At 72.3% G+C, this 23,201-nt stretch carries 22 protein-coding genes; 11 read left to right on the top strand and 11 right to left on the bottom strand.

Annotated elements, in window-relative coordinates:
* Positions 1 to 10 precede the first annotated feature (10 nt).
* Positions 11 to 1,786 carry a BACON domain-containing protein gene (locus ADK41_RS31320; protein WP_037805294.1) on the bottom strand — a complete coding sequence of 592 codons (1,776 nt, stop codon included), beginning with the start codon at positions 1,784 to 1,786 and terminating at the stop codon, positions 11 to 13.
* A gap of 206 nt (positions 1,787 to 1,992) precedes the next feature.
* Between ADK41_RS31320 and radA the strand changes: the two genes are divergently transcribed.
* Together radA and disA are read left to right on the top strand one after the other, a co-directional pair.
* Positions 1,993 to 3,402 (top strand): DNA repair protein RadA, encoded by a 1,410-nt coding sequence (gene radA / locus ADK41_RS31315; protein WP_030836052.1) that lies wholly within the window; start codon positions 1,993 to 1,995, stop codon positions 3,400 to 3,402.
* Between the two features lie 80 nt (positions 3,403 to 3,482).
* Positions 3,483 to 4,607: a DNA integrity scanning diadenylate cyclase DisA gene (gene disA / locus ADK41_RS31310; protein ID WP_030836049.1), complete on the top strand. Its 1,125-nt coding sequence runs from the start codon at positions 3,483 to 3,485 to the stop codon at positions 4,605 to 4,607.
* A 143-nt stretch (positions 4,608 to 4,750) separates the two neighbouring features.
* Here disA and ADK41_RS31305 read toward each other — a convergent pair whose 3' ends face one another.
* Positions 4,751 to 5,620 (bottom strand): hypothetical protein, encoded by an 870-nt coding sequence (locus ADK41_RS31305; RefSeq protein ID WP_030836046.1) that lies wholly within the window; start codon positions 5,618 to 5,620, stop codon positions 4,751 to 4,753.
* Positions 5,621 to 5,794: 174 nt separating this feature from the next.
* Here ADK41_RS31305 and ADK41_RS31300 point away from each other — a divergent pair, with 174 nt between their 5' ends.
* Entirely contained in the window at positions 5,795 to 6,448 is a 654-nt protein-coding gene (locus ADK41_RS31300; protein ID WP_030836043.1) for a phosphatase PAP2 family protein, read from the top strand.
* Between the two features lie 6 nt (positions 6,449 to 6,454).
* Here ADK41_RS31300 and ADK41_RS31295 read toward each other — a convergent pair whose 3' ends face one another.
* Together ADK41_RS31295 and ADK41_RS31290 are read right to left on the bottom strand one after the other, a co-directional pair.
* Entirely contained in the window at positions 6,455 to 7,120 is a 666-nt protein-coding gene (locus ADK41_RS31295) for a response regulator transcription factor (RefSeq protein WP_030836040.1), read from the bottom strand.
* A complete protein-coding gene (locus ADK41_RS31290) occupies positions 7,117 to 8,697 on the bottom strand; it encodes a sensor histidine kinase (protein ID WP_030836035.1) in 1,581 nt (526 codons plus the stop codon). Before ADK41_RS31290 ends, ADK41_RS31295 begins: the two co-directional genes overlap by 4 nt.
* Before the next feature lie 130 nt (positions 8,698 to 8,827).
* On the opposite strand from ADK41_RS31290, the gene ADK41_RS31285 reads away from it, so the two are divergent.
* The 5 genes from ADK41_RS31285 to cseC all read left to right on the top strand — a co-directional run bounded on the left by ADK41_RS31285 (position 8,828) and on the right by cseC (position 13,464).
* On the top strand, positions 8,828 to 9,763 hold the full coding sequence (locus ADK41_RS31285) for an A/G-specific adenine glycosylase (RefSeq protein WP_030836031.1): 936 nt from the start codon (positions 8,828 to 8,830) through the stop codon (positions 9,761 to 9,763).
* Between the two features lie 320 nt (positions 9,764 to 10,083).
* Positions 10,084 to 10,623, top strand: a complete 540-nt coding sequence (locus tag ADK41_RS31280; RefSeq protein ID WP_030836027.1) for a SigE family RNA polymerase sigma factor — start codon at positions 10,084 to 10,086, stop codon at positions 10,621 to 10,623.
* The gene (locus ADK41_RS31275) at positions 10,611 to 11,267 is read left to right on the top strand and encodes a hypothetical protein (protein WP_030836024.1); all 657 of its coding nucleotides are present in this window, start codon (positions 10,611 to 10,613) and stop codon (positions 11,265 to 11,267) included. The genes ADK41_RS31280 and ADK41_RS31275 overlap by 13 nt, the downstream gene beginning before the upstream one ends.
* 142 nt (positions 11,268 to 11,409) lie before the next feature.
* Positions 11,410 to 12,108: a two-component system response regulator CseB gene (gene cseB, locus ADK41_RS31270; RefSeq protein ID WP_030836020.1), complete on the top strand. Its 699-nt coding sequence runs from the start codon at positions 11,410 to 11,412 to the stop codon at positions 12,106 to 12,108.
* A gap of 9 nt (positions 12,109 to 12,117) precedes the next feature.
* The gene (cseC, locus tag ADK41_RS31265) at positions 12,118 to 13,464 is read left to right on the top strand and encodes a two-component system sensor histidine kinase CseC (RefSeq protein ID WP_030836014.1); all 1,347 of its coding nucleotides are present in this window, start codon (positions 12,118 to 12,120) and stop codon (positions 13,462 to 13,464) included.
* Positions 13,465 to 13,493: 29 nt separating this feature from the next.
* Here cseC and ADK41_RS31260 read toward each other — a convergent pair whose 3' ends face one another.
* Positions 13,494 to 15,080, bottom strand: coding sequence for an MDR family MFS transporter (locus tag ADK41_RS31260; RefSeq protein ID WP_030836011.1), 1,587 nt, complete (start codon positions 15,078 to 15,080; stop codon positions 13,494 to 13,496).
* 137 nt (positions 15,081 to 15,217) lie between these two features.
* On the opposite strand from ADK41_RS31260, the gene ADK41_RS31255 reads away from it, so the two are divergent.
* Positions 15,218 to 15,814, top strand: coding sequence for a TetR/AcrR family transcriptional regulator (locus ADK41_RS31255; RefSeq protein ID WP_030836008.1), 597 nt, complete (start codon positions 15,218 to 15,220; stop codon positions 15,812 to 15,814).
* Between the two features lie 20 nt (positions 15,815 to 15,834).
* Here ADK41_RS31255 and ADK41_RS31250 read toward each other — a convergent pair whose 3' ends face one another.
* Positions 15,835 to 16,539 carry a M23 family metallopeptidase gene (locus ADK41_RS31250; protein WP_030836006.1) on the bottom strand — a complete coding sequence of 235 codons (705 nt, stop codon included), beginning with the start codon at positions 16,537 to 16,539 and terminating at the stop codon, positions 15,835 to 15,837.
* A gap of 440 nt (positions 16,540 to 16,979) precedes the next feature.
* On the opposite strand from ADK41_RS31250, the gene ADK41_RS31245 reads away from it, so the two are divergent.
* Positions 16,980 to 17,615, top strand: coding sequence for an HAD family acid phosphatase (locus tag ADK41_RS31245; protein WP_030836004.1), 636 nt, complete (start codon positions 16,980 to 16,982; stop codon positions 17,613 to 17,615).
* 87 nt (positions 17,616 to 17,702) lie between these two features.
* On the opposite strand, the gene ADK41_RS31240 is transcribed toward ADK41_RS31245, so the two are convergent.
* Positions 17,703 to 20,228, bottom strand: coding sequence for an ATP-dependent Clp protease ATP-binding subunit (locus ADK41_RS31240; RefSeq protein WP_030836002.1), 2,526 nt, complete (start codon positions 20,226 to 20,228; stop codon positions 17,703 to 17,705).
* Positions 20,229 to 20,659: 431 nt separating this feature from the next.
* On the opposite strand from ADK41_RS31240, the gene ADK41_RS31235 reads away from it, so the two are divergent.
* On the top strand, positions 20,660 to 21,343 hold the full coding sequence (locus ADK41_RS31235) for an SCO3374 family protein (protein ID WP_030836000.1): 684 nt from the start codon (positions 20,660 to 20,662) through the stop codon (positions 21,341 to 21,343).
* Here ADK41_RS31235 and ADK41_RS31230 read toward each other — a convergent pair.
* From ADK41_RS31230 to ADK41_RS41275, 4 genes are all read right to left on the bottom strand, one after another.
* Positions 21,322 to 21,657, bottom strand: a complete 336-nt coding sequence (locus ADK41_RS31230; protein WP_030835997.1) for a histone-like nucleoid-structuring protein Lsr2 — start codon at positions 21,655 to 21,657, stop codon at positions 21,322 to 21,324. The two genes, ADK41_RS31235 and ADK41_RS31230, sit on opposite strands and share 22 nt — an antisense overlap.
* Before the next feature lie 199 nt (positions 21,658 to 21,856).
* Entirely contained in the window at positions 21,857 to 22,390 is a 534-nt protein-coding gene (locus ADK41_RS31225) for an amino-acid N-acetyltransferase (RefSeq protein ID WP_030835994.1), read from the bottom strand.
* A 9-nt stretch (positions 22,391 to 22,399) separates the two neighbouring features.
* Positions 22,400 to 22,813, bottom strand: coding sequence for a BlaI/MecI/CopY family transcriptional regulator (locus ADK41_RS31220; RefSeq protein ID WP_073936751.1), 414 nt, complete (start codon positions 22,811 to 22,813; stop codon positions 22,400 to 22,402).
* A 124-nt stretch (positions 22,814 to 22,937) separates the two neighbouring features.
* On the bottom strand, positions 22,938 to 23,114 hold the full coding sequence (locus ADK41_RS41275) for a hypothetical protein (RefSeq protein ID WP_030835989.1): 177 nt from the start codon (positions 23,112 to 23,114) through the stop codon (positions 22,938 to 22,940).
* Positions 23,115 to 23,201: the final 87 nt, after the last annotated feature.

The raw sequence follows: 23,201 nt of genomic DNA, 5'->3' as shown, positions 1-23,201 counted from the left end.
ACGGCGACGCCTAAGCGGACGTGCCCGGGCCCGGGCCGTCGCCCCCGGCGGCCGGCGACGCGTCCCGCGGGCCGGCCGGCACCGGCTCGGAGGGGGTGGGCCCGGTGGGGGACGGACCGCCCGACCGGGGGTCCGGGTCGGGTGAGGACGGCGGGTCGCTCGGCGTGGGTTCCGGGGGCGCCGGCGTCGTGGGCGTCGGCTCCGGGCCGGGCGACGGCGGGGGCGGGCCGCTCGGCGAGCCGGGGTGCGTGGCGCCCGGACCGCCGGGGTGGCCGGGGGGCGAGCCGCCGCCCGGGGCGGAGGGTGCGGGACCGTGGCCGTCGATGGTCACGACGGAACCGGCGGGCGAGACCGTCACGGTCGCGCTCCAGGGGCCGGACGGCTCGCGCAGCTGGTCGACGTGGACCTTGACCGTCACCGACTCGCCGGGGGCCAGCGTTCCCGACGAGCGGCTCGGATAGAGCCAGGACGCTCCCGTCGACACGGACCAGCGGACCGGTTCGGAACCCTTCGCGGTCAGGGTGATCAGCGTGGTGTCGCCGCTGTGGTCGGCCGTGACGTCCAGCGCGGCGGCGCCCTTGCGCCCGGCTCCGGCGACGCTCACGACCTCCACGGACACGTCCGGCTCGCCGTTCCCGCCGAACCCGGTTCCGGGCCGGGTGCTCGTGTTGCCGGTGTTCTCGTAGCCGCCCGCTCCCTCGCCGTCGAGGTCGAGGGGGCCGCCGTCCTCCCGCGCGGAGGCCGGGCGGCCGTCCCGGTCCTCGCCCACGGGAGTGCTCCGGTAGGCGGCCCACAGGGCGAGCGCCGGCGCGGCGACGACGGTGGCGACGACCGTCGTCGTGACGGCACGCGCGCGCAGCCGGTCCCGCCGGGCGACGCGGTCCTTGAGGTCCATCGGGAAGCCGTGCCGGTCGAAGCGGGGCGCGGCGCCGCGCGCGCGTGAGGGGTGCGCCATGGCGGCGTGCAGGGCCGCGCCGGGCGCCGGGAGGACGGGCAGCGCGTCCGGTGTGACGCTGGTGCCGGGCCAGCGGCCGGGAACGGCACGCTCGGCGGTGCGGCGGCAGCGCGGGCAGTCGTCGACGTGCCGGACGAGCTCCCGGCGCAGGACCGCGCTGAGCACGAGCCGCCGGTCGCCGGTGAGGTGCGCCACGCCCGGACAGGCGCCGGTCTCGACGACGGCGAGCGCCGCGCGGGTGCGTTCCACCTCGCAGGCCGCGGCGGCGAGCAGCTCGCGCGCGGCGGCCGGCCGCATGCCGAGCACGGCGGCGACCTCGTGGGCGGCGAGGTGGTGGCGCACGGCGAGTTCGAGCGCCTCGCGCTGCTCGGGCGTGGTGCCGGCGGCCTCCGGCCAGGCCAGCGCGGCCAGTTCGCGGCGGCGCTGCTCCTGGACCTCCTCGGAGACGGCCGGGGCGGTCCCGGCCGTCCGCCGCCGGTCGGCGCGGCCCGCGGCGTGGGCGGTCCGGCGTGTGCGCCCGGCCTCGGCCAGCTCGCGCAGGCACGCCCAGCGGGCCAGGGCGTACAGCCAGGCCCTGCGGCTCCCGAGCTCGTCGGGGGCGTGCCGACTGCGGCGTTCCGCGAGCACGAGGACGTCGGCCAGGGCGGCGGTCGCCGCGTCGTGGTCGCACAGGACGGACAGGCAGTAGGTGAACAGGCCGTCCACGTGCGACGCGTAGCGGGTGGCCGGCCGCTGGGCCAGCGTGCGCGCGGCCCCGCGGTCGCGCGCCTCCCGGTGCGTCCGGTGTGTTCCGGTCGTGCGGGTCGGGGTCTCCGGGCCACTGCTCGTCATCCGGCGACCGTAGGCGGCGCGGGGCGGCGCCTCCCGGAGCCCTGCGCACTTTTAATCCGTACGGGTGAAACGATCCCTCTATCGGGGACAGGAACCTTTCGCCGGTCCGCGAGCCGCCCTCTCCTGCGGTGCCGCCGCCCCCGTCCCCGTGCGCCGGGCGAGGGCGCGGCGGCACCGTTGTCAGTGCGTGCCGTTACCTTTTCCGCATGGCTGCCCGTACCAAGACCTCCAAGGACCGCCCGTCCTACCGCTGCACCGAGTGCGGCTGGCAGACGGCCAAGTGGCTCGGCCGCTGCCCCGAGTGCCAGGCCTGGGGGACGATCGAGGAGTACGGCGCGCCCGCGGTCCGCACGACGGCGCCCGGGCGGGTCACCACCTCCGCCCTGCCCATCGGCCAGGTCGACGGCCGTCAGGCCACCGCCCGCTCCACCGGCGTGCCCGAGCTGGACCGGGTACTCGGCGGCGGACTGGTGCCCGGCGCGGTGGTGCTGGTCGCGGGCGAGCCGGGCGTGGGCAAGTCCACGCTGCTGCTGGACGTGGCGGCCAAGTCGGCGAGCGAGGAGCACCGCACGCTGTACGTCACCGGGGAGGAGTCGGCGAGCCAGGTCCGGCTGCGCGCCGACCGCATCCACGCCATCGACGACCACCTGTACCTCGCCGCCGAGACGGACCTGTCCGCCGTGCTCGGCCACCTGGACGCGGTGAAGCCGTCCCTGCTGATCATGGACTCGGTGCAGACGGTGGCGTCCCCCGAGATCGACGGGGCCCCGGGCGGCATGGCCCAGGTCCGCGAGGTGGCCGGCGCGCTGATCCGCGCCTCCAAGGAGCGCGGGATGTCCACGCTCCTCGTGGGCCACGTCACCAAGGACGGAGCGATCGCCGGGCCGCGCCTGCTGGAGCACCTGGTGGACGTCGTCCTGCACTTCGAGGGCGACCGGCACGCGCGCCTGCGTCTGGTCCGCGGCGTCAAGAACCGCTACGGCACGACGGACGAGGTGGGCTGCTTCGAGCTGCACGACGAGGGCATCACGGGCCTCGCGGACCCCAGCGGACTCTTCCTGACCCGTCGTGCCGAGCCGGTCCCGGGCACCTGTCTGACCGTCACCCTGGAGGGCCGCCGCCCCCTGGTCGCCGAAGTGCAGGCGCTCACGGTCGACTCGCAGATCCCCTCGCCCCGGCGCACCACGTCCGGTCTGGAGACCTCACGCGTGTCGATGATGCTGGCGGTGCTGGAACAGCGGGGTCGCATCAGCGCTTTGGGCAAACGGGACATCTACTCCGCGACGGTCGGCGGGGTGAAGCTCTCGGAGCCGGCCGCCGACCTGGCCGTGGCGCTCGCGCTGGCGTCGGCGGCGATCGACACCCCGCTGCCGAAGAACCTGGTCGCGATCGGCGAGGTCGGACTGGCCGGTGAGGTGAGACGGGTCACGGGCGTCCAGCGCAGGCTCGCCGAGGCGCACCGCCTGGGCTTCACGCACGCCCTGGTGCCGAGCGATCCGGGCAAGGTCCCGGCGGGCATGAAGGTACTGGAAGTGGCGGACATGGGGGACGCCCTGCGGGTCCTTCCGCGCTCCCGTCGCCGAGAGGCCCCACGGGACGAGGAGGACCGCCGGTAGACTTTGCCCAGGTCTCGCCCGTCCGTACGAACCGAGTGCGAGAAACGGGGGCGCCCAGAACCTGCGACCGGAGGAGTGCAGTGGCAGCCAACGACCGGGCGGCAGCTCCCGGAAAGTCCGGTGGGAGTACCGGTTCCGATGGCCTGATGCGCGCCTCGCTGAGCGCCGTGGCGCCCGGCACCCACCTGCGTGACGGCCTGGAGCGCGTGCTCCGCGGCAACACCGGCGGTCTCATCGTGCTCGGTTCCGACAAGACCGTCGAGACGCTGTGCAGCGGCGGCTTCGTGCTGGACGTCGAGTTCACCGCGACCCGGCTGCGCGAGCTGTGCAAGCTGGACGGCGGCATCGTGCTCTCGTCCGACCTGTCCAAGATCCTGCGGGCGGGCGTCCAGCTGGTGCCGGACCCGACCATCCCGACCGAGGAGACCGGCACCCGGCACCGCACCGCCGACCGCGTCTCCAAGCAGGTCGGCTTCCCGGTCGTCTCCGTCTCCCAGTCGATGCGCCTGATCGCGCTGTACGTCGACGGCCACCGCCGGGTCCTGGAGGACTCGGCGGCGATCCTGTCCCGCGCCAACCAGGCGCTGGCCACCCTGGAGCGCTACAAGCTCCGTCTCGACGAGGTCGCCGGCACGCTGTCGGCGCTGGAGATCGAGGACCTGGTGACCGTCCGGGACGTCTCGGCGGTCGCGCAGCGGCTGGAGATGGTGCGCCGCATCGCCACCGAAATCGCCGAATACGTGGTCGAACTGGGCACCGACGGGCGTCTCCTCGCCCTCCAGCTGGACGAGTTGATCGCGGGTGTGGAGCCGGAGCGCGAGCTGATCGTGCGGGACTACGTGCCCGAGCCCACCGCCAAGCGCTCCCGCACGGTCGACGAGGCCCTGCACGAACTGGACGCGCTTCCCCAGGCGGAACTGCTGGAACTGTCGACAGTGGCCCGCGCGCTGGGCTACACGGGCTCCCCGGAGACCCTGGACTCGGCGGTGTCGCCGCGCGGTTTCCGGCTGCTGGCGAAGGTGCCGCGGCTCCCCAGGACGGTCATCGACCGCCTGGTGGAACACTTCGGCGGGCTGCAGAAGCTGCTCGCCGCGAGCGTGGACGATCTGCAGACGGTGGAGGGGGTCGGCGAGGCGCGGGCGCGGAGCGTGCGCGAGGGGCTCTCGCGGCTGGCGGAGAGCTCGATCCTCGAGCGGTACGTCTAGGAAGCCGGCGGCCGCCGCGGGGGCGGGCTTCACTCACCCGCGTTCGCGGGGCGCCTCCCTCAGAGAGGGCACCCCCAGCGCCTGCCGTCCCCCGCTCGGCTCCTCCCCCATGAGCGGGGGAGGCACGGCTGCCCGCAGCCGGGTCAGTCCGCCTTCAGCACGAACGACGTCCGCGCCTTCTCGAAGCCCGGCGCCTTCGCCTCCACCAGGTAGGTGCCCGCACCGGCCGCACCGGCCTTCGGCGTCGCGCACTCCGGCGCGCTCGCCTTGCGGTCCCACTCCACGGTGTACGTGATGCTGTCCTCCGCCGGCACCCGGAACACCAGGCTCCGCGCCCCCTTCGGACAGTCGTCCGACGCCCAGTACGCGTCGTCGCCGCTCGCCGGAGTGATCGTCAACACCGCGTTCTCCGGCCCGAGATCGACCTTGCAGTCGCCCCCGGAGGTGTTCCGCACGGTGAGCAGGAACGTGGGTGTCTGCCCCGGCTCGTAGGCGTTGCGGGAGCTGCGCAGAGTCAACTTCACGGCGTTCGGCGTGCAGTTGGGGAGCGAGGAACCCGACCCGGACGGCAGCGCGTCACCCGCGCCGACCCCCGCCGACGCACCGCCCCCGGAATCCCCGCCCGCACTGCCGCCGACGCCGCCACCGGAGCCCGCGGGGTCGCCGTCGGCCCCGTCCCCGGCCCCGGACGACGAGCCGCCGGACCCGGACCCGCCGGAACCGCCGGAACCGCCTGAACCGTCCGAACCGCCGGACCCGCCGCTCCCCGACTCGTCCCGCCCGCCCGGCGCCTGACTGATCGCCGGCCCCGAACTCGACGGCCCCGGAGTGATGGAGGGTGCGGGATTCTTGCCGTTGGCCCCGTTGTCACGGCCACCACCGCCCCCGCCGCCGGAGACCACCACCCAGGTGATCAACAACGCCAACAAGGCCAGCACGGACAGCAGTACGGCCCTCCGACGCCAGTAGATGGTGGAGGGAAGCGGCCCGACCGGATTGCGCAGAGATCCCACGGCGCAAACTGTACGAGAGATCGGCGCGTTCGCTTGTCCCACCCGCCGCTCCACGCACAACTTTTCCGGATCATCATCCCGGTAAGGGCCCTGCCACCCCTGTCTTTCGTCAGGGCCGACACGGGACGATCGCGGGGTGTGACCGTATCGGCGCCTCGCCTACCGTCCGTGACCATGGACTTCGTGGACAGCGGGCTCTACCGCGACATCACCGACTACGCGCACGACACCCCCGCATGGGTGCGGCACACGGCCGAGATCGGGACGGAGGCCGGACTGCTGGTGTTCGTCGCGCTGTTCGTGGCCGGCTGGTGGCGCGCACGACACGCGGACACCCGGGCGTTCGCGATCGCGGCCCTTGCACCTCTGGCCACGGCTGTGGCGTACGTGTGCAGCGAGGTGCTCAAGTCCGTTGTGACGCAGGAGCGTCCGTGCCGGGCGGTCACCGGCGCCGCCCCGTCCCTGGCGGAGTGCCCGCCGCACGGCGACTGGTCGTTCCCGAGCAACCACGCCACGATCGCGGGCGCCTCGGCCCTCGCCCTGGTCCTGGTCCGGCACGCGCTCGTCCTGCTGACGGCCCCGCTGGCCCTGCTCCTGGCGTTCTCCCGGGTGTTCGTCGGCGTGCACTACCCGCACGACGTGGCGGCGGGCCTGCTGCTCGGCGCGGTCGTCGCCCTCACCGCCGTACGCCTGGGCACGCGCCCGGCGGTCCGGCTCACGGAGACGATGCGCGCGTCGTCGGCGTCCACCGCGCGGTGGTTCACCGGGCCGGGACCGGAGACGGTCGCCCGCGCGGCGGAGCCGTACGCCGCGCACCGGCGCCGTTGAGCGGGCTCAGTCCGCCACCAGGCCCGCCTCGTGGGCGACGATCGCCGCCTGTACGCGATTGCGCACGCCGAGCCGGTCGAGGACCGCGCTGACGTACGCCTTCACCGTGCCCTCGACGAGGTGCAGCCGGGCGGCGATCTCCGGGTTGGACAGTCCGGCCCCGACCAGGCCGAGGACCTCGCGTTCGCGCGGGCTCAGCAGCGCCACGCGCGCCCGCGCCTCGGCCTCCCGGGCGAGCCGGCCGCCGCCGTCGGCCCCGCCGAGGCCCTCGATGACGTACCGGGCCACCTTGGGCGACAGGAAGGCGGCGCCGCCCGCCACCGCCCTTGTGCCCGCGATGAGTTCGTACGGGTCGCCGGACTTCAGCAGGAAGCCGGTGACGCCGCCGCCGAGGGCGCGGGCGACGTAGGCGCGTTCGGAGAACGTGGTCAGCATGGCGACGGCCGTGCCGGGGACGGTGCGGACGATCTCCTCGGCCGCCGCGAGCCCGTCCAGGCGGGGCATGCGGATGTCGAGCAGCGCCACGTCGGGGCGGTGCGCCCGGGCCAGCTCGACGGCCTCGCGCCCGTCGCCCGCCTCGGCGACCACCTCCGTCTCGCCGCTGCTCCCCAGGATGGCGCGCACCCCGGCACGCACCATCGCCTCGTCGTCGGCCAGCAGGACCCGGATCACGGTGCGAACTCCTCCCTCTCGTCCCGCCCTTCGCCGGACGGACCGACGCGCGGGACCACGTCCTTGGCGGCCAGGCGCCCCTCGTCGTCGAAGCAGAGCCGGAAGTGGTCGACGGAGACGAAGAGCTCGCCGCTCGCGCGGTAGTAGCGACAGTCGGCGCCCTCGGGCGGTGCGGGCGCGCGCTCCGTCGGCGGGTCCTGGACGCGCCGGTCCGGCAGCGTCCGCGCGAGGTCCGCGACCGGCGTGCCCAGGCGCAGTCCGGCATAGGCGGCGGGTTCCAGCACCGCGTGCGTCTCGGTGTACGCGTACCAGCCGAAGGCCGCGCCGGCCAGGACGACGCCCGCGCCGGCGGCGGCGCCGAGACCGGCGGCGACACGGCGGCGGGCGCGCGTGAAGGGGGCGGAGGCGGGGCGCGCCGGCGCGGGTTCCGCGTCCGCCCGCGCGGGGACGTACGCCCGGACGCGGAACCCGTCGGCGTGCGGGCCCGCCTCGAACGTGCCGCCGACCGCGGTGACGGCGGCGCGCAGTCCGAGCAGTCCCGAACCGCCGCCGAGGGCCCGGGAACCGTCGTGGGCCGACCGGCCGTTGGTGACGGTGACGGTCGCTCCCCGTCCGTCGCCCCCCGTCACCGCCACGACGACGGGCGCGCCCGGTGCGTGCCGTGCCGCGTTGGTCAGCGCCTCCCTGGTCACCCGGTGCAGCAGCCGCTCGGCGACCTCGCCGGGCGACACGGCCGTGCCCCGCCCGCCGGTCTCCCAGCGCACCGGCAGACCGGACTCGGCGGCGCGGGCGACGAGTTGCTCGACGTTCTCGCCGGCCGGGGCGAGCGGCAGCGGTTCGTCGTCCTCCCGCAGGACGCCGATGATGCGGTGCAGCCGGTCCGTGGCGTCGGCGGCGGCGGCGCGCAGGTCGGCCGCGGCGGCCCGGTGGTGGCCGGGGAGGTCGGGGGCGACCTGGAGGGCGCCCGCGCGCAGGGCGATCAGGCTCAGCTCGTGGCCCAGGGAGTCGTGCATGTCCTGGGCGATCCTGGCCCGCTCGCGCAGCCGGGCGCGTTCCCCGGTCAGGCGCTGCTCCTCCTCCAGGCGGGCGGCCCGCAGCCAGCCCGCCGCGGTGAGCGCGCGGCTCTGCCGCCAGTAGCGCCCGCCGAGCCAGGGGAGGACGCAGCCGAAGAGGAGGGTGCCGGTCAGGACCAGCCACTCGGGGACCGGATCGGCCCCCGCGGACGCGATCTTCACGGTGCCGGCGCAGGCGACGGCGGCGAGGCACAGCGCCGCGGGAGCCGTACGGGGCGACCGCAGGCCGAGCAACAGCGCGAACACCGCGAGGGCGGGGCCGTAGGAGACGCTGAACAGCGCGGGCGTGGAGGCGAGGCCGAGCGCGGCCGTCAGCCCGAAGGCGACCGCCGGCCGGCGCCGGGACGCGGCGGTGGCGGCGGCGAGCACGCCGAGTCCGGCGAGCTGCTGCCAGAGCGGACGCGGCTCGTTCAGCCCGAGCCGGTCGGCGCAGACCGCCGGCAGGGAGAGGGCCGCCCAGAGCAGGCAGCCCGTGCCGAGCGCGGCGGGACGGGCACGATCCATGGCCCCGACGCTACAAGCGGGCGAGGGTGCGCCACCGCTGTCGATCGTCAGGTACGCCGTCACCCTGCGGGAGGCCCCGCCGTGGCGCTCCCACCGCGGGCGGGTCCCGGCGTGGGAGGATCGAGGTGCCATGACTGCTCCCACCAAACCCCCGTACGGCCCCGACGCCGATTCCGTGTCCGAACGTGCTCCCGGTGAGCCGCTGCACTCCCCCGTCATCGACTGGTTCGACGAGCACGCCCGGGATCTGCCGTGGCGGCGCCCGGAGGCCGGTGCGTGGGGGGTGATGGTCAGTGAGTTCATGCTGCAGCAGACCCCGGTGAACCGGGTCCTGCCCGTCTACGAGCAGTGGCTGGCCCGCTGGCCGCGCCCCGCCGACCTCGCCGCGGAGGCTCCCGGCGAGGCGGTCCGCGCCTGGGGCCGGCTCGGTTACCCGCGCCGCGCGCTCCGGCTGCACGGCGCCGCCGTCGCCATAACGGAGCGGCACGGCGGCGACGTACCGGCCGACCACGCCCAGCTGCTGGCGCTGCCCGGCATCGGGGAGTACACGGCCGCGGCGGTGGCGTCGTTCGCGTACGGGCAGCGGCACGCGGTGCTGGACACCAATGTGCGCCGGGTGTTCGCCCGCGCGGTCACCGGTGCGCAGTACCCGCCGAACGCCACCACCGCCGCCGAGCGCCGGCTGGCCCGGGCCCTGCTGCCGGAGGACGCCGCGACCGCCGCGCGGTGGGCCGCCGCCTCCATGGAGCTGGGCGCGCTGGTGTGCACGGCGAAGAACGAGTCGTGCCACCGTTGTCCGATCGCCGCGCAGTGCGCCTGGCGGCTGGCGGGCAAGCCGGCCCACGACGGTCCGCCGCGCCGGGGCCAGACGTACGCGGGCACGGACCGTCAGGTCCGCGGACGGCTGCTGGCCGTGTTGCGGGAGGCGCACGCTCCGGTGCCGCAGGCCGCGCTGGACCGGGTGTGGCACGAGCCGGTGCAGCGCGCCCGCGCGCTGGACGGTCTGGTCGCCGACGGTCTGGTGGAGCCGCTGCCGGGCGGCCTGTACCGGCTGCCGATGACCTGACGCCGGGCACGGCCCGTGCGCCCACGCGTCCGGCGTCGGACGCGGCCGCGTCACACGTGCCCCGCCGGTACGGCCGGTCGTACCACCCCACAACACCCTGAACCGGTCACCCGCTTTACCCCGTTCCTCCTTCCGTTACACAACCGACGGACAGCCGAGGGCTTCCCGCAGGCTGCTTCGGACAGCGCCGTGACAACGCCTCCGTACCTTCGATCACGTGCTCGACGAGGGCACGCAGACGACGGAACACGAGCAGGACAACCGGCCCGCGCGGGCGGGCCGGCACGGGGAGCGGGAGGCGGTTCACCATGGCGCAGGACATGGCGCGGGGCGAGGTGCTCGCATTCGAGGAGTACGTCCGCACCCGGCAGGACGCGCTGCTGCGCAGCGCCCGCCGCCTGGTCCCGGACCCCGTCGACGCGCAGGACCTGCTGCAGACCGCGCTGGCCCGGACGTACGGCCGCTGGGAGACCATCGAGGACAAGCGGCTGGCCGACGCCTATCTGCGCCGGGTCATGATCAACACGCGGACGGAGTGGTGGCGGGCCCGGAAGCTGGAGGAGGTGCCCACCGAGCAGCTCCCGGAAGCCTGTGTGGACGACGCCACCGAGCAGCACGCCGACCGCGCCCTGCTGATGGACGTCCTGAAGGTCCTCGCCCCGAAGCAGCGCAGTGTGGTGGTGCTGCGACACTGGGAGCAGATGTCCACGGACGAGACGGCCGCCGCCCTCGGCATGTCGGCCGGAACGGTCAAGAGCACGCTGCACCGGGCGCTCGCCCGGCTCCGCGAGGAGCTTCAGGCGCGCGACCTGGACGCACGCGCGCTGGAGCGTGAGGAGCGGGAGCGTTGCGCGGCCTGACCGGTGCGGGACCCGCACGGGCCCGGACCACCGCCCGGGCGGCGAGCACGGCGACGACCGTGCTCGCCGCCGCCGTCCTGTTCGCGGCCGGCTGCGGCACGGGCGGCACCGGCGCGCGGGACGAGGGCCCGGCGCACGCGGACTCCGTGGCGAGCGCCCCCGCCGCGGCAGCGTCGGCACGGCCCTCGCGAACCCCCGACCGGGTGGACGCGGTCCGGCTGGTCAAGGCCGACCCGGCGGTCTCGGCGGAGCTCAAGCGGGAGCTGCGGCCGTGCGTCGCCGATGAGTACCCCGTCGACGTGAGCTACGGCGATCTCACCCGAGGAGCCGTCGACGACGTCGTCGTCAACGTGCTGACCTGCGGGGACGCGGTCGGCATCGGCACGTATGTGTACCGCGAGCAGGACGGCGCGTACGTGAACGTGTTCTCGGCCGAGGAGCCCCCGGTGTACGCGGAGATCGACCGCGGGGAGCTGGTGGTGACCAAGCAGGTGTACGACCGGGGCGACCCGGTGTCGAGCCCGTCCGGCGAGAACGTGATCACGTACCGCTGGGGCTCGGGCCGGTTCACCGAGAAGTACCGCACGCACAACGACTACGGACAGGTGGCCGGCTCGGAGCCGTCACCGAGGCCCGCCGGCTGAGACATGGCTCACGGCGTGAACCGGCGGGGCCGCCCGGACCGATGAACGGGTGAACCCGCGACGCGGCCCCCGCGTCCGTGCGGGGGACGGAAGAAGCACGTCCGCACCGATCCGAGATCACACGAGGACTGAGAGCACCGGGATGGCAGACCAGACCCACGTCCTGTTCGTCGAGGACGACGACGTCATCCGCGAGGCCACCCAGCTCACCCTGGAGCGGGACGGCTTCGCGGTCACCGCGAGGCCCGACGGGCTGTCGGGCCTGGAGGCGTTCCGCGCGGACCGTCCCGACATCGCGCTGCTCGACGTCATGGTCCCCGGGCTCGACGGGGTCAGCCTGTGCCGGCGCATCCGGGACGAGTCGATGGTGCCGGTGATCATGCTGTCGGCGCGGGCCGACGCCATCGACGTGGTGCTGGGCCTGGAGGCGGGCGCCGACGACTACGTGACCAAACCGTTCGACAGTGCCGTGCTCGTGGCCCGGATCCGCGCGGTGCTGCGCCGCTTCGGGCGCGCGAACGGCGGCCGGGAGGACGCGGCGGGACCGGGCGACGGGGGTGTGCTCGCGTTCGGCGAACTGGTGGTCGACACCGGGGGCATGGAGGTGCGCCGGGCGGGCGCGCCGGTGGCGCTGACGCCGACCGAGATGCGGCTGCTGCTGGAGTTCTCCGCGGCGCCGGGCACCGTGCTCTCCCGCGACAGGCTGCTCGAACGGGTGTGGGAGTACGGCTGGGGCGGGGACACCCGGGTCGTGGACGTCCACGTGCAGCGGCTGCGTGCGAAGATCGGCCAGGACCGCATCGAGACGGTCCGCGGCTTCGGCTACAAACTGAAGGCCTGAGAGAAGCCGATGCGGGGGTACTTCCGGCGCCTGGTGGCGGCGTCCGTCGACCGGGCGGGCATAGGTACGGGTCTGCGGTGGAAGCTCAGCGCCGCCATCGCGCTGGTCGGTGCGCTGGTGGCGATCGCGCTGAGCCTGGTCGTGCACAACGCGGCCCGGGTGTCGATGCTGGACAACGCGCGCGACCTGGCGGACGAGCGCATCCTGATCGCCCAGCGCAACTACGAGCTGTCGGGGCGGCTGAACTTCCCCAACACCAGGATCGACGACCCGGAGCTGCCCGGGGAGCTGCGGGAGAAGGTCGAGGGGGGCCGGCGGGCGACCTACGTGGCCGACCGGCCGGGCGGGACGCCGGACATCTGGGCGGCGGTGCCGCTGAAGAACGGGCACGTGATGTCCCTGCACTCCGGTTTCACGGACCGCAGCTCGAACATCCTCAAGGACCTCGACCAGGCCCTGGTGATCGGCTCCATCGCGGTGGTGCTGGGCGGCAGCGCGCTCGGGGTGCTCATCGGCGGGCACCTGTCGCGGCGGCTGCGGAAGGCGGCCACGGCCGCCAACCGGGTCGCCAAGGGCGAGACGGACGTCCGGGTGCGCGAGGCCATCGGCGGGGTGGTGCGGGACGAGACCGACGACCTGGCCAGCGCGGTGGACGCCATGGCGGACGCGCTGCGGCAGCGGCTGGAGGCCGAGCGCCGGGTCACCGCCGACATCGCGCACGAGCTGCGCACCCCCGTGACCGGCCTGCTCACCGCCGCCGAACTGCTGCCGCCGGGCCGGCCGACCGAGCTGGTGCTGGACCGGGCCAAGGCGATGCGCACCCTCGTCGAGGACGTCCTGGAGGTGGCCCGGCTGGACGGCGCGTCCGAACGGGCCGAACTGCAGGACATCCTGCTGGGCCAGTTCGTCGCCCGGCGGGTCCGGGCGAAGGACCCGGACGTCACGGTGCGGGTGGTGCACGAGTCGGAGGTGACCACCGACCCGCGGCGCCTGGAGCGCGTGCTGTTCAACCTGCTCGCCAACGCCGCCCGGCACGGCAGGCCCCCCATCGAGGTCACCGTCGAGGGCCGGGTCATCCGGGTCCGCGACCACGGGCCGGGCTTCCCCGAGGCCCTGCTCGCCGAGGGGCCGAGCCGCTTCCGCACCGGCAGCGCGGACCGGGCCGGCCAGGGCCACGGGCTGGGCCTGACCATCGCGGCGGGGCAGGCCCGGGTACTGGGCGCACGGCTGACCTTCCGCAACGTACGCCCGGCGGGAGCGTCGGACGACGTGCCGGCCGAGGGCGCGGTCGCCGTGCTGTGGCTGCCCGAACACGCGCCGACGAACACCGGGAGCCATCCGGTCCTGGCACAGTGACCGAACGGCTCCGCCGACAGCGCGGAGGGTCAGACGGGCTCGGTCACCGCCGCCGGGGCCGGGGCGCCGTCGTCGGTGTCCTCCTTCCGGGGGCCCGCGCCCTTCAGCGGGACCTCCTTCACGAACACCGCCGCCGCCAGCGAGAGCACCGCGACCACGGCGCCCAGGAGGAACGCCGAGTGGGTGCCCGAGGAGACCGCGTGCTGGTAGGCCTCACGGACCGCGGCCGGCAGCTCGGCCAGCTTCGTCGGGTCCAGCTGGGCGGACTGCTCGGTCACCTTGGAGCCCAGCGCACCGGCACGCTCGGCCATGCCGTCCTGGACCCGGTCGTTGAACAGCGCGCCCATGACCGCGACGCCGAAGGACGCGCCGAGGGTGCGGAACAGGGTGGTGGACGAGGACGCCACGCCCATGTCCTTCATCTCCACGCTGTTCTGCGCGACCAGCATGGTGATCTGCATCAGGCAGCCCATGCCGAGACCGAGCACGGCCATGAAGACACCGGAGGTGAGGCGGGAGGTCTCCGTGTCCATCGTGGATAGCAGGAACAGGCCGACGATCATCAGCGCGCTGCCGAGCACCGGGAAGATCTTGTACCGGCCGGTGTGGGTGGTCACCCGGCCCGCGACCATCGAGGTGACCAGCATCGCGCCGAGCATCGGCAGGAGCAGCAGGCCGGAGTTGGTGGCGGAGGCGCCCTGCACGGACTGCTGGTAGAGCGGCAGGAAGAGCGTCGCGCCGAACATCACGAAGCCGACGATGAAGCCGATGACGGACATCAGCGTGAAGTTGCGGCTGCGGAAGATGTGCAGCGGCACCACCGGCTCGGCGGCCCGGGTCTGCCAGAACACGAAGCCCACGAGGGACGCGACACCGAGGCCGATCAGCTCCATGATCCGCGCGGAGGTCCAGGCGTACTCCGTGCCGCCCCAGGTGGTGACGAGCACGACGGCGGTGATGCCGACGGTCAGCAGCGCGACACCGAGGTAGTCGATGCCGGCCTCGGCCCGCTTCTTCGGCAGGTGCAGGACGGCGCCGACGGCGGCCAGCGCGATCGCGCCGAGCGGCAGGTTGATGTAGAAGGACCAGCGCCATCCCCAGTTGTCGGTGATGGTGCCGCCGACCAGGGGCCCGCCGATCATCGCCAGCGCCATCACGGCGGCCATCATGCCCTGGTACTTGCCGCGCTCCCGGGGCGGGATCAGGTCGCCGATGATCGCCATGACGCCGACCATCAGACCGCCGGCGCCCAGGCCCTGCACCGCGCGGAAGGCGATCAGCTCGCCCATGTTCTGGGCCATGCCGCTGAGCGCGGAGCCGATCAGGAAGATCACGATGGACGTCATGAACGTGGCCTTGCGCCCGTACATGTCGCCGAGCTTGCCCCAGACCGGGGTGGAGGCCGCGGTGGCCAGGGTGTAGGCGGTGACCACCCAGGACAGGTGCTCCAGTCCGCCCAGCTCGCCCACGATCGTCGGCATCGCCGTACCGATGATCATGTTGTCGAGCATCGCGAGCATCATCGCGATCATGAGTGCGAGCAGGACCACCCGCACGCTCTTCGGCTGTCTGCCGGTGTCCGTCTCCACGGCCCCCGCCGCTGGTGTGTCCGCCATGTTCTCTTCTCCCCCGGCCACGGTCACGTGACCACTCCTACTTACTTGCCGACCGGCTAGTTGACTACACCGGGAAGCTAGTCGCGCAACTAGCCGGGCGTCAAGTAAGTTTTCGTCAAGAGGGGTCGAGTAGGAGGATGGGCGGCACCATGGACGGCACCAGACAGCGGCGCCGCGGGAACACCCGCCAGCGCATCCAGGACGTGGCGCTCGAACTCTTCGCCGAGCAGGGCTATGAGAAGACCTCGCTGCGCGAGATCGCCGAGCGCCTGGACGTCACCAAGGCGGCGCTGTACTACCACTTCAAGACGAAGGAAGAGATCCTCGTCGGCATCTTCGAGGACCTCTCGCGGCCGATCGAGGACCTGATCGAGTGGGGGCGGCGGCAGCCGCACTCGCTGGAGACCAAGCAGGAGATCATCCGCCGGTACAGCGAGGCGCTGGCGGGCGCGGCCCCGCTCTTCCGCTTCATGCAGGAGAACCAGGCGACGATCCGCGAGCTGAGCATCGGCGAGATGTTCAAGACCCGCATGCTGGGGCTGCGCGACATCCTCATGGACCCGGACGCCGACCTGGTCGACCAGGTGCGCTGCGTCAGCGCCCTGTTCACCATGCACGCGGGGATGCACGTCCTGCAGGACGTCGAAAGCGACCCCGAGGAGAAGCGCAAGGCCGTCCTCGAGGTCGCCATCGATCTGATCACCCAGGCCCACCGGGGATCCGGGGGCGCTTAGGCGCTGTTCGTCCGCACGGGTCAGACGGTCACGCCCTTGGAGTGCAGGAACTGCACCGGGTCCACGGCGGAGCCGTAGTTCGGGGTGGTGCGGATCTCGAAGTGCAGGTGCGGACCGCTGGAGTTGCCGGTGTTGCCGGACAGGGCGATCTTCTGGCCGGTCTTGACGACCTGGCCGGCCTTCACGTTCACCTGCGACAGGTGGGCGTACTGGGAGTACGTCCCGTTGCCGTGCTTGATCACGACGGCGTTGCCGTACGCGGGGCCGTCGCCGGCGCCGTTGGGGCCGGCCTTGACGACGGTGCCGCCGTGCGCGGCCATCACCTCGGTGCCGGTCGGGACGGCGTAGTCCTGGCCGCTGTGCTTGTGCGCCCACATGCCGCCGTTCTGGGCGAAGCTCGCGGAGAGCTTGTAGCTCTTCACCGGGTCGATCCAGGACGCCTGCTTCTTGGCGGCGGCCTGGGCGGCCTTCTTGGCCTGAGCGGCCTTCGCGGCCTTCGCCTGGGCGGCCTTCTCGGCCTGGGCGGCCTGGGCCTTCGCGGCCTTGGCCTGGGCGGCGGCCTGCGCCTGGACGGCGTCGGCGACGCCGGTCGCGGCCGTGGTGTCGGCGGCGGCCGCGACCCCGGCTCCCATCACGGCCGAGGCCCCCAGTCCGGCGGCCAGCACGGCGGCGCGGGTGCGGATCCGGGACGTGCGGAAGGAACGGGACGTGACGCGCTGGGACATACGAACCTCATCAGGAGGGGGCAGAGGAAAACCACCCGGCGGACGGATCCGCGCCTCGGTGGTGATTCATTGGTAGCCCCTCCGCCCATAACGGCGCAAAGGTGTGACCTACGACGGAAAATCGTAGATATGCACTGAGATGCACGTCTCTTGACACAGCACTCCTACAGGGCGAAACCCCCCATTTAGAGCTGATCGATCGAGACGCCGAGTCAAATGTCCGTTTTGTATGAGTGCTTTAGCCACTATTCCCGCTAGTACCGGACAAAACGCCTGTGCGGCATGTCACCGGCGACCGGGTTCGGCCATTCCACAAATGTGGCGCAGGCCTCTAGTCGCCTACCATCCGGTAACCCTACGGTTCACCTCGCGTCACCCTCGCAGACGAGCATGCACACGACACGTTGGCAGCTTTACGGACGTGAGAGGACCCCCACGAGATGAGAAGCCGCCGCTCCTGGCCGATCCGCGCATCGGTCACCGCCGTCTCCGCGGCCGCCCTGGTGGCCCTGGCCGCACCGGCCGAGGCCACCACCCCCGCCTCACCGGCCGTTTCCCCGGTGGCGTCCGCCACCGCGGCGGACGTCGACTACGGCACCTGGCAGCGGGACTGCCGGGCGGTCATGGACCAGGCCCTGCCCTATCTGAAGCAGCGGATCGGGGACGCCCGGCCGGGCGAGAAACAGGCGATCGTCCTCGACGTCGACAACACCGCGCTGGAGACCGACTTCGGGTTCAGCTTCCCGCAGCCCGCCAACGAGCCGGTCCTGGAGGCCGCGGAGTACGCGCAGGAGCACGGCGTCGCCGTGTTCTTCGTGACCGCCCGTCCGGGCATCATCCACGCGCCCACCGACTGGAACCTCGACCGCGTCGGCTACGAGTCCGCCGGCCTGTACGTCCGCGGGTTCTTCGACCTGTTCAAGAACGTCGCCGACTACAAGACCGCCCAGCGCGCCGGCATCGAGGCCAAGGGATACACGATCATCGCCAACATCGGCAACAGCGCCACCGACCTGTCGGGCGGCCACGCCGAGAAGACGTTCAAGCTGCCGGACTACGGCGGTCAGCTGTCCTGAACCGGCAGCGGCCACGGAGAAAGGGGTCTGCCCCGGGACACGCGTCCCGGGGCAGACCCCTTTCTCCGTTCAGGCCGAGCGCGGCGCCTACGCGTCCTTGCTCAGGTTCGGGCCGGCTCCGCCGGCCGCCTGCTCGATCGGCGGAACGTCGGGCAGGGCCGACTTCTCCTCACCGCGGAAGGTGAAGGTCTGGGACTCGCCCTCGCCCTCGGTGTCCACGACCACGATGTGACCGGGACGCAGCTCGCCGAAGAGGATCTTCTCCGACAGCGTGTCCTCGATCTCCCGCTGGATGGTCCGGCGCAGCGGCCGGGCGCCCAGCACGGGGTCGTAGCCCTTCTTGGACAGCAGCTCCTTGGCGGACTGGGAGAGCTCGATGCCCATGTCCCGGTCCTTGAGGCGCTCGTCCACCTTGTCGATCATCAGGTCGACGATCCGCAGGATGTCCTCCTGGCTGAGCTGCGGGAAGACGACCACGTCGTCGACGCGGTTGAGGAACTCGGGCCGGAAGTGTTGCTTGAGCTCGTCCTGGACCTTGTTCTTCATGCGCTCGTAGTTGGTCTTCGTGTCACCCGCGGCGGCGAAGCCCAGGTTGAAGCCCTTGGAGATGTCCCGGGTGCCGAGGTTGGTCGTCATGATGATGACCGTGTTCTTGAAGTCCACGACCCGGCCCTGGGAGTCGGTCAGGCGACCGTCCTCCAGGATCTGCAGCAGCGAGTTGAAGATGTCCGGGTGGGCCTTCTCGACCTCGTCGAAGAGGACGACCGAGAACGGCTTGCGGCGCACCTTCTCCGTCAGCTGGCCGCCCTCCTCGTAGCCCACGTAGCCGGGGGGCGAACCGAAGAGACGCGAGACCGTGTGCTTCTCGCTGAACTCCGACATGTCGAGGGAGATCAGCGCGTCCTCGTCGCCGAAGAGGAACTCCGCGAGCGCCTTGGACAGCTCGGTCTTACCGACACCGGACGGGCCGGCGAAGATGAACGAGCCACCGGGACGCTTCGGGTCCTTCAGGCCGGCACGGGTACGGCGGATCGCCTTGGACAGCGCCTTGACGGCGTCGACCTGGCCGATGACCCGCTTGTGGAGCTCGTCCTCCATGCGCAGCAGGCGGGACGACTCCTCCTCCGTGAGCTTGAAGACCGGGATGCCCGTCGCCGTGGCGAGGACCTCGGCGATCAGCTCGCCGTCGACCTCGGCGACGACGTCCATGTCGCCGGCCTTCCACTCCTTCTCCCGCTTGGCCTTGGCGGCGAGGAGCTGCTTCTCCTTGTCGCGCAGGGAGGCGGCCTTCTCGAAGTCCTGCGAGTCGATCGCGGACTCCTTGTCGCGGCGGACGCCGGCGATCTTCTCGTCGAACTCGCGCAGGTCCGGCGGCGCGGTCATCCGGCGGATGCGCATCCGGGAACCGGCCTCGTCGATCAGGTCGATCGCCTTGTCCGGCAGGAAGCGGTCCGAGATGTAGCGGTCGGCGAGCGTCGCCGCCTGCACCAGGGCCTCGTCGGTGATGGAGACGCGGTGGTGCGCCTCGTACCGGTCGCGCAGGCCCTTGAGGATCTCGATCGTGTGCGGCAGGGACGGCTCCGCGACCTGGATGGGCTGGAAGCGGCGCTCCAGGGCCGCGTCCTTCTCCAGGTGCTTGCGGTACTCGTCCAGCGTGGTCGCACCGATGGTCTGCAGCTCACCGCGGGCCAGCATCGGCTTGAGGATGCTCGCGGCGTCGATGGCGCCCTCGGCGGCACCCGCACCGACCAGCGTGTGCAGCTCGTCGATGAACAGGATGATGTCGCCGCGGGTGCGGATCTCCTTGAGCACCTTCTTCAGGCGCTCCTCGAAGTCACCGCGGTAGCGGGAGCCGGCGACCAGGGCGCCGAGGTCCAGGGTGTAGAGGTGCTTGTCCTTGAGGGTCTCGGGCACCTCGCCCTTGACGATGGCCTGGGCGAGGCCCTCGACGACGGCGGTCTTGCCGACGCCGGGCTCACCGATCAGCACCGGGTTGTTCTTGGTACGGCGGGACAGCACCTGCATGACCCGCTCGATCTCCTTCTCGCGCCCGATGACCGGGTCGAGCTTGGACTCACGAGCGGCCTGGGTGAGGTTCCGGCCGAACTGGTCGAGGACCAGGGACGTGGAGGGGGTGCCCTCGGCAGGACCGCCGGCGGTGGCGGTCTCCTTGCCCTGGTAACCGGAGAGCAGCTGGATGACCTGCTGCCGCACCCGGTTCAGATCGGCGCCCAGCTTGACCAGGACCTGGGCGGCGACGCCCTCGCCCTCACGGATCAGGCCGAGCAGGATGTGCTCCGTGCCGATGTAGTTGTGGCCCAGCTGAAGGGCCTCGCGGAGCGAGAGCTCCAGGACCTTCTTGGCACGGGGGGTGAAGGGGATGTGACCCGACGGGGCCTGCTGGCCCTGCCCGATGATCTCCTCCACCTGCTGGCGGACCGCCTCGAGCGAAATCCCGAGGCTCTCAAGGGCCTTGGCGGCGACACCCTCACCCTCGTGGATCAGGCCCAGGAGGATGTGCTCGGTGCCGATGTAGTTGTGGTTGAGCATCCGGGCTTCTTCCTGAGCCAGGACGACAACCCGCCGCGCGCGGTCGGTGAACCTCTCGAACATCGTTAATCGCTCCTCAGAGCGGTCAGGCAGTGGGGGGAACTTCCCCTCCCTGTCCTTCCGCAGCTTAGTCCCGCGAGCGGGGACCGCTCATTCCAACTGCCGACACCGTCGATGGCCTCCTGACCCCGCTCACGCCGACATCTGCTCCAACCCGATGGTGCGAGACGATGTTCCCGCAGGCCAGGCAGTTACCCCCTTCGCCAGTACGCCCGTGGCGAACGGAAGACGTCCCGCCCTGCGTGTCGCCCCCTCCCACTAGGGATGTCTTACCCGCTGCCACGGACAGTCCATGCCGAGTGCACGGGTTCCCTCCGCTACGGGCGAACAACCTTGCGCCTCCCCGCGCCCCCGTACGCCCCCCTGACCGACACCCTCCGCTCGCGCGCGAACACCCGGCGTAACCCGGAGGGTGCGGAAGCGTTGCGCCGGGCATGGTCCGGACCATCGCCCCCACAGCTCCGTTCCTCCGCCGGTCGCCCGCACCGGGCGACGACGAGGTACGGCTCTGGTACGAGGACGCGCTGGGGTGGCCCACGGTGCCCGGGGCTCCGGTGCGGCTGGCGGCGGGGGTGCGCTTCGACGTCCTGGACGTGCCCGCGGAGGCGGGCCGTGCGGCACTGGAGCACCTGGGGCGCTCGGCGGCTCCCGGACGGGGGTTCCCGGTGGCCCTGGGAGGCGGCCGGATGCGGCTGCTGGTGGCGGCGGGCAGCGCGGAGGAGCTGCCGGGGCTGCTGGAGTGGCTGGACTGGGGCTCGCTGGAGCTGGACCTGGTGGCGATCGGCACGGGAGGTCTCATGGACGCCCCCCGCCCCCCTGGCGCCGTCGTCGGCGGCGATGCCGGCTCCGCCCCCCGGCCGCTCCCCCCGGGCCGCGGTGGATCACAGGGGGCCGCCGTGTGGGTGCGGCCCCCCGAGCCGGGACGCGGGGCCGAGGCCTCGCTGCCGACGCTGTCGGCGATGGGCACGAGGGGTGGTGGGAGGGGGGACGGTGACGGCCCCCCGGATCTCGTGCGGCTGGTGAACACGGTGGCGACGCAGATCCACCGGGTCCGGCTGCGGCGTGCGGGCGCGGCCGCCGCCGTACGGGCCGACGGTCAGCCGTTGGCCTTCTCGTAGGCCTCGCGGATGGACGCGGGGACGCGGCCGCGGTCGTTGACCTCGTAACCGTTCTCCTTCGCCCACGCGCGGATGGCCGCGGTGTCCTGGCTGCCGCCGGAAGCGGCGCGCGTCTTTCCGCGTCCGCCCGAAGCACGGCCTCCGGTACGACGACCGCCCTTCACGTAAGGCTCGAGAAGGTCACGGAGCTTGTCCGCATTGGCGGTGGTGAGATCGATCTCGTACGTCTTGCCGTCCAACGCGAACGTCACGGTCTCGTCCGCCTCGCCACCGTCGAGGTCGTCGACAAGAAGGACCTGAACCTTCTGTGCCACCGGATTTCCTTTCATCGATAACTTGAGGGCCGGGGTGTGCCGGCGTCCGCCGTATCGCCGCCCCTTGTTATATCCAGTACTGCAGTACTCCGGAAAGCAAACCGCTTTTGCCGGAAAAACACAAACCCCTGGCGGAGACCCGCTGCCCGCACCCGGCACGGAAACATGCGCGTTTCGGACATAGGGCACCGCCCGCAGATCACAGATGCAGAAGCATCCGGCTGTTGCCCAAGGTGTTCGGTTTCACGCGTTCGAGGCCGAGGAACTCCGCGACGCCCTCGTCATAGGAGCGCAGCAACTCCGCGTACACATCGGTGTCGACGGGCGTCTCACCGATCTCCACGAAGCCGTGCTTGCCGAAGAAGTCCACTTCGAAGGTCAGGCAGAATACGCGCCGAACACCGAGCCGGCGGGCCGTCTCCAGCAACTTCTCCAGCAACCGGTGCCCGACGCCCGCACCCTTCAGGCCCGGCTTGACGGCGAGAGTGCGGACTTCCGCGAGGTCCTCCCACATCACGTGCAGGGCGCCGCAGCCGACCACCTCCGCGTTGTCGTCCCGTTCCGCGACCCAGAACTCCTGGATGTCCTCGTAAAGCGTCACCGTCGCTTTGTCGAGCAGGATGCGCTCGCGGACGTAGGCGTCAAGGAGCCGGCGTACGGCGGGGACATCGCTGGTGCGGGCCCGTCGGACCGTGATGGCTTTTGCGGGGACTTCGGGGCTGGCTGCGCACATGCGTGGACGCTATCGTCCGCTCCGGCCCTCCGCGGAGCCGGGGTTCTCGTCGGCGGGGGTTTCCGGGAGCTGGACGATGCGGACCGCGTCGGTGAGGGCCTGACGCTGTTCCTCGCTCATCATGCCGAAGAACGCGACGAGAGCGGCGGCGGCGTTGTCGCTCTGCGACCACGCTTCGTTCATCAGCGCGGCGGCGTAGGCGGCGCGAGTGGAGACCGCCTCATATCGATAGGCCCTGCCTTCCGCCTCTCGGCGCACCCAGCCCTTCTGATGGAGATTGTCCAAAACGGTCATCACCGTGGTGTACGCGATGGACCGTTCCTTCTGAAGATCTTCCAGGACTTCCCGAACGGTCACCGGGCGGTTCCACTTCCACACCCGCGTCATGACCGCGTCTTCGAGTTCTCCCAAGGGGCGAGGCACAACTCAGAACAATAGTGGCGGATCCCGGCAATGGCGTGCCGGACGGCATGATCATCGGCAAACGTGAACAAAAAGGGCGTACGACCTCGGGTCGTACGCCGGGGGGGATCGGGGTCAGGCTTCGTCAGGCTTCGGTTTCCGGGGCGGGCCGGGAGCCCTGCACCCGTGCGAGGGCCGCGTCGACCGCGGCGTCCTCCTTGGTCTTGTTGGCGCCGCCCTGGGTCTTCACGATCACCCGGATCACGCCGATGAAGAGAGCGGCCATGACGACCGGGGGGAGGAGCGCGGAGACGTAGTCCATGGGTCCAGGGTAGGGCAGCGGGGGTCGTCAGCCGGCGACCAGGTGCCGGTCCGGCGGGGGCGGGGTGGGCCTGCGGCGGGGGAAGAC

The sequence above is a fragment of the Streptomyces caelestis genome (genome assembly GCF_001279005.1).
In the GTDB taxonomy this organism is placed as follows: Bacteria; Actinomycetota; Actinomycetes; order Streptomycetales; family Streptomycetaceae; genus Streptomyces; species Streptomyces heliomycini.
Note: the sequence above shows the minus strand (reverse complement) of the source record. Positions and strands in the feature narration are given on the sequence as shown.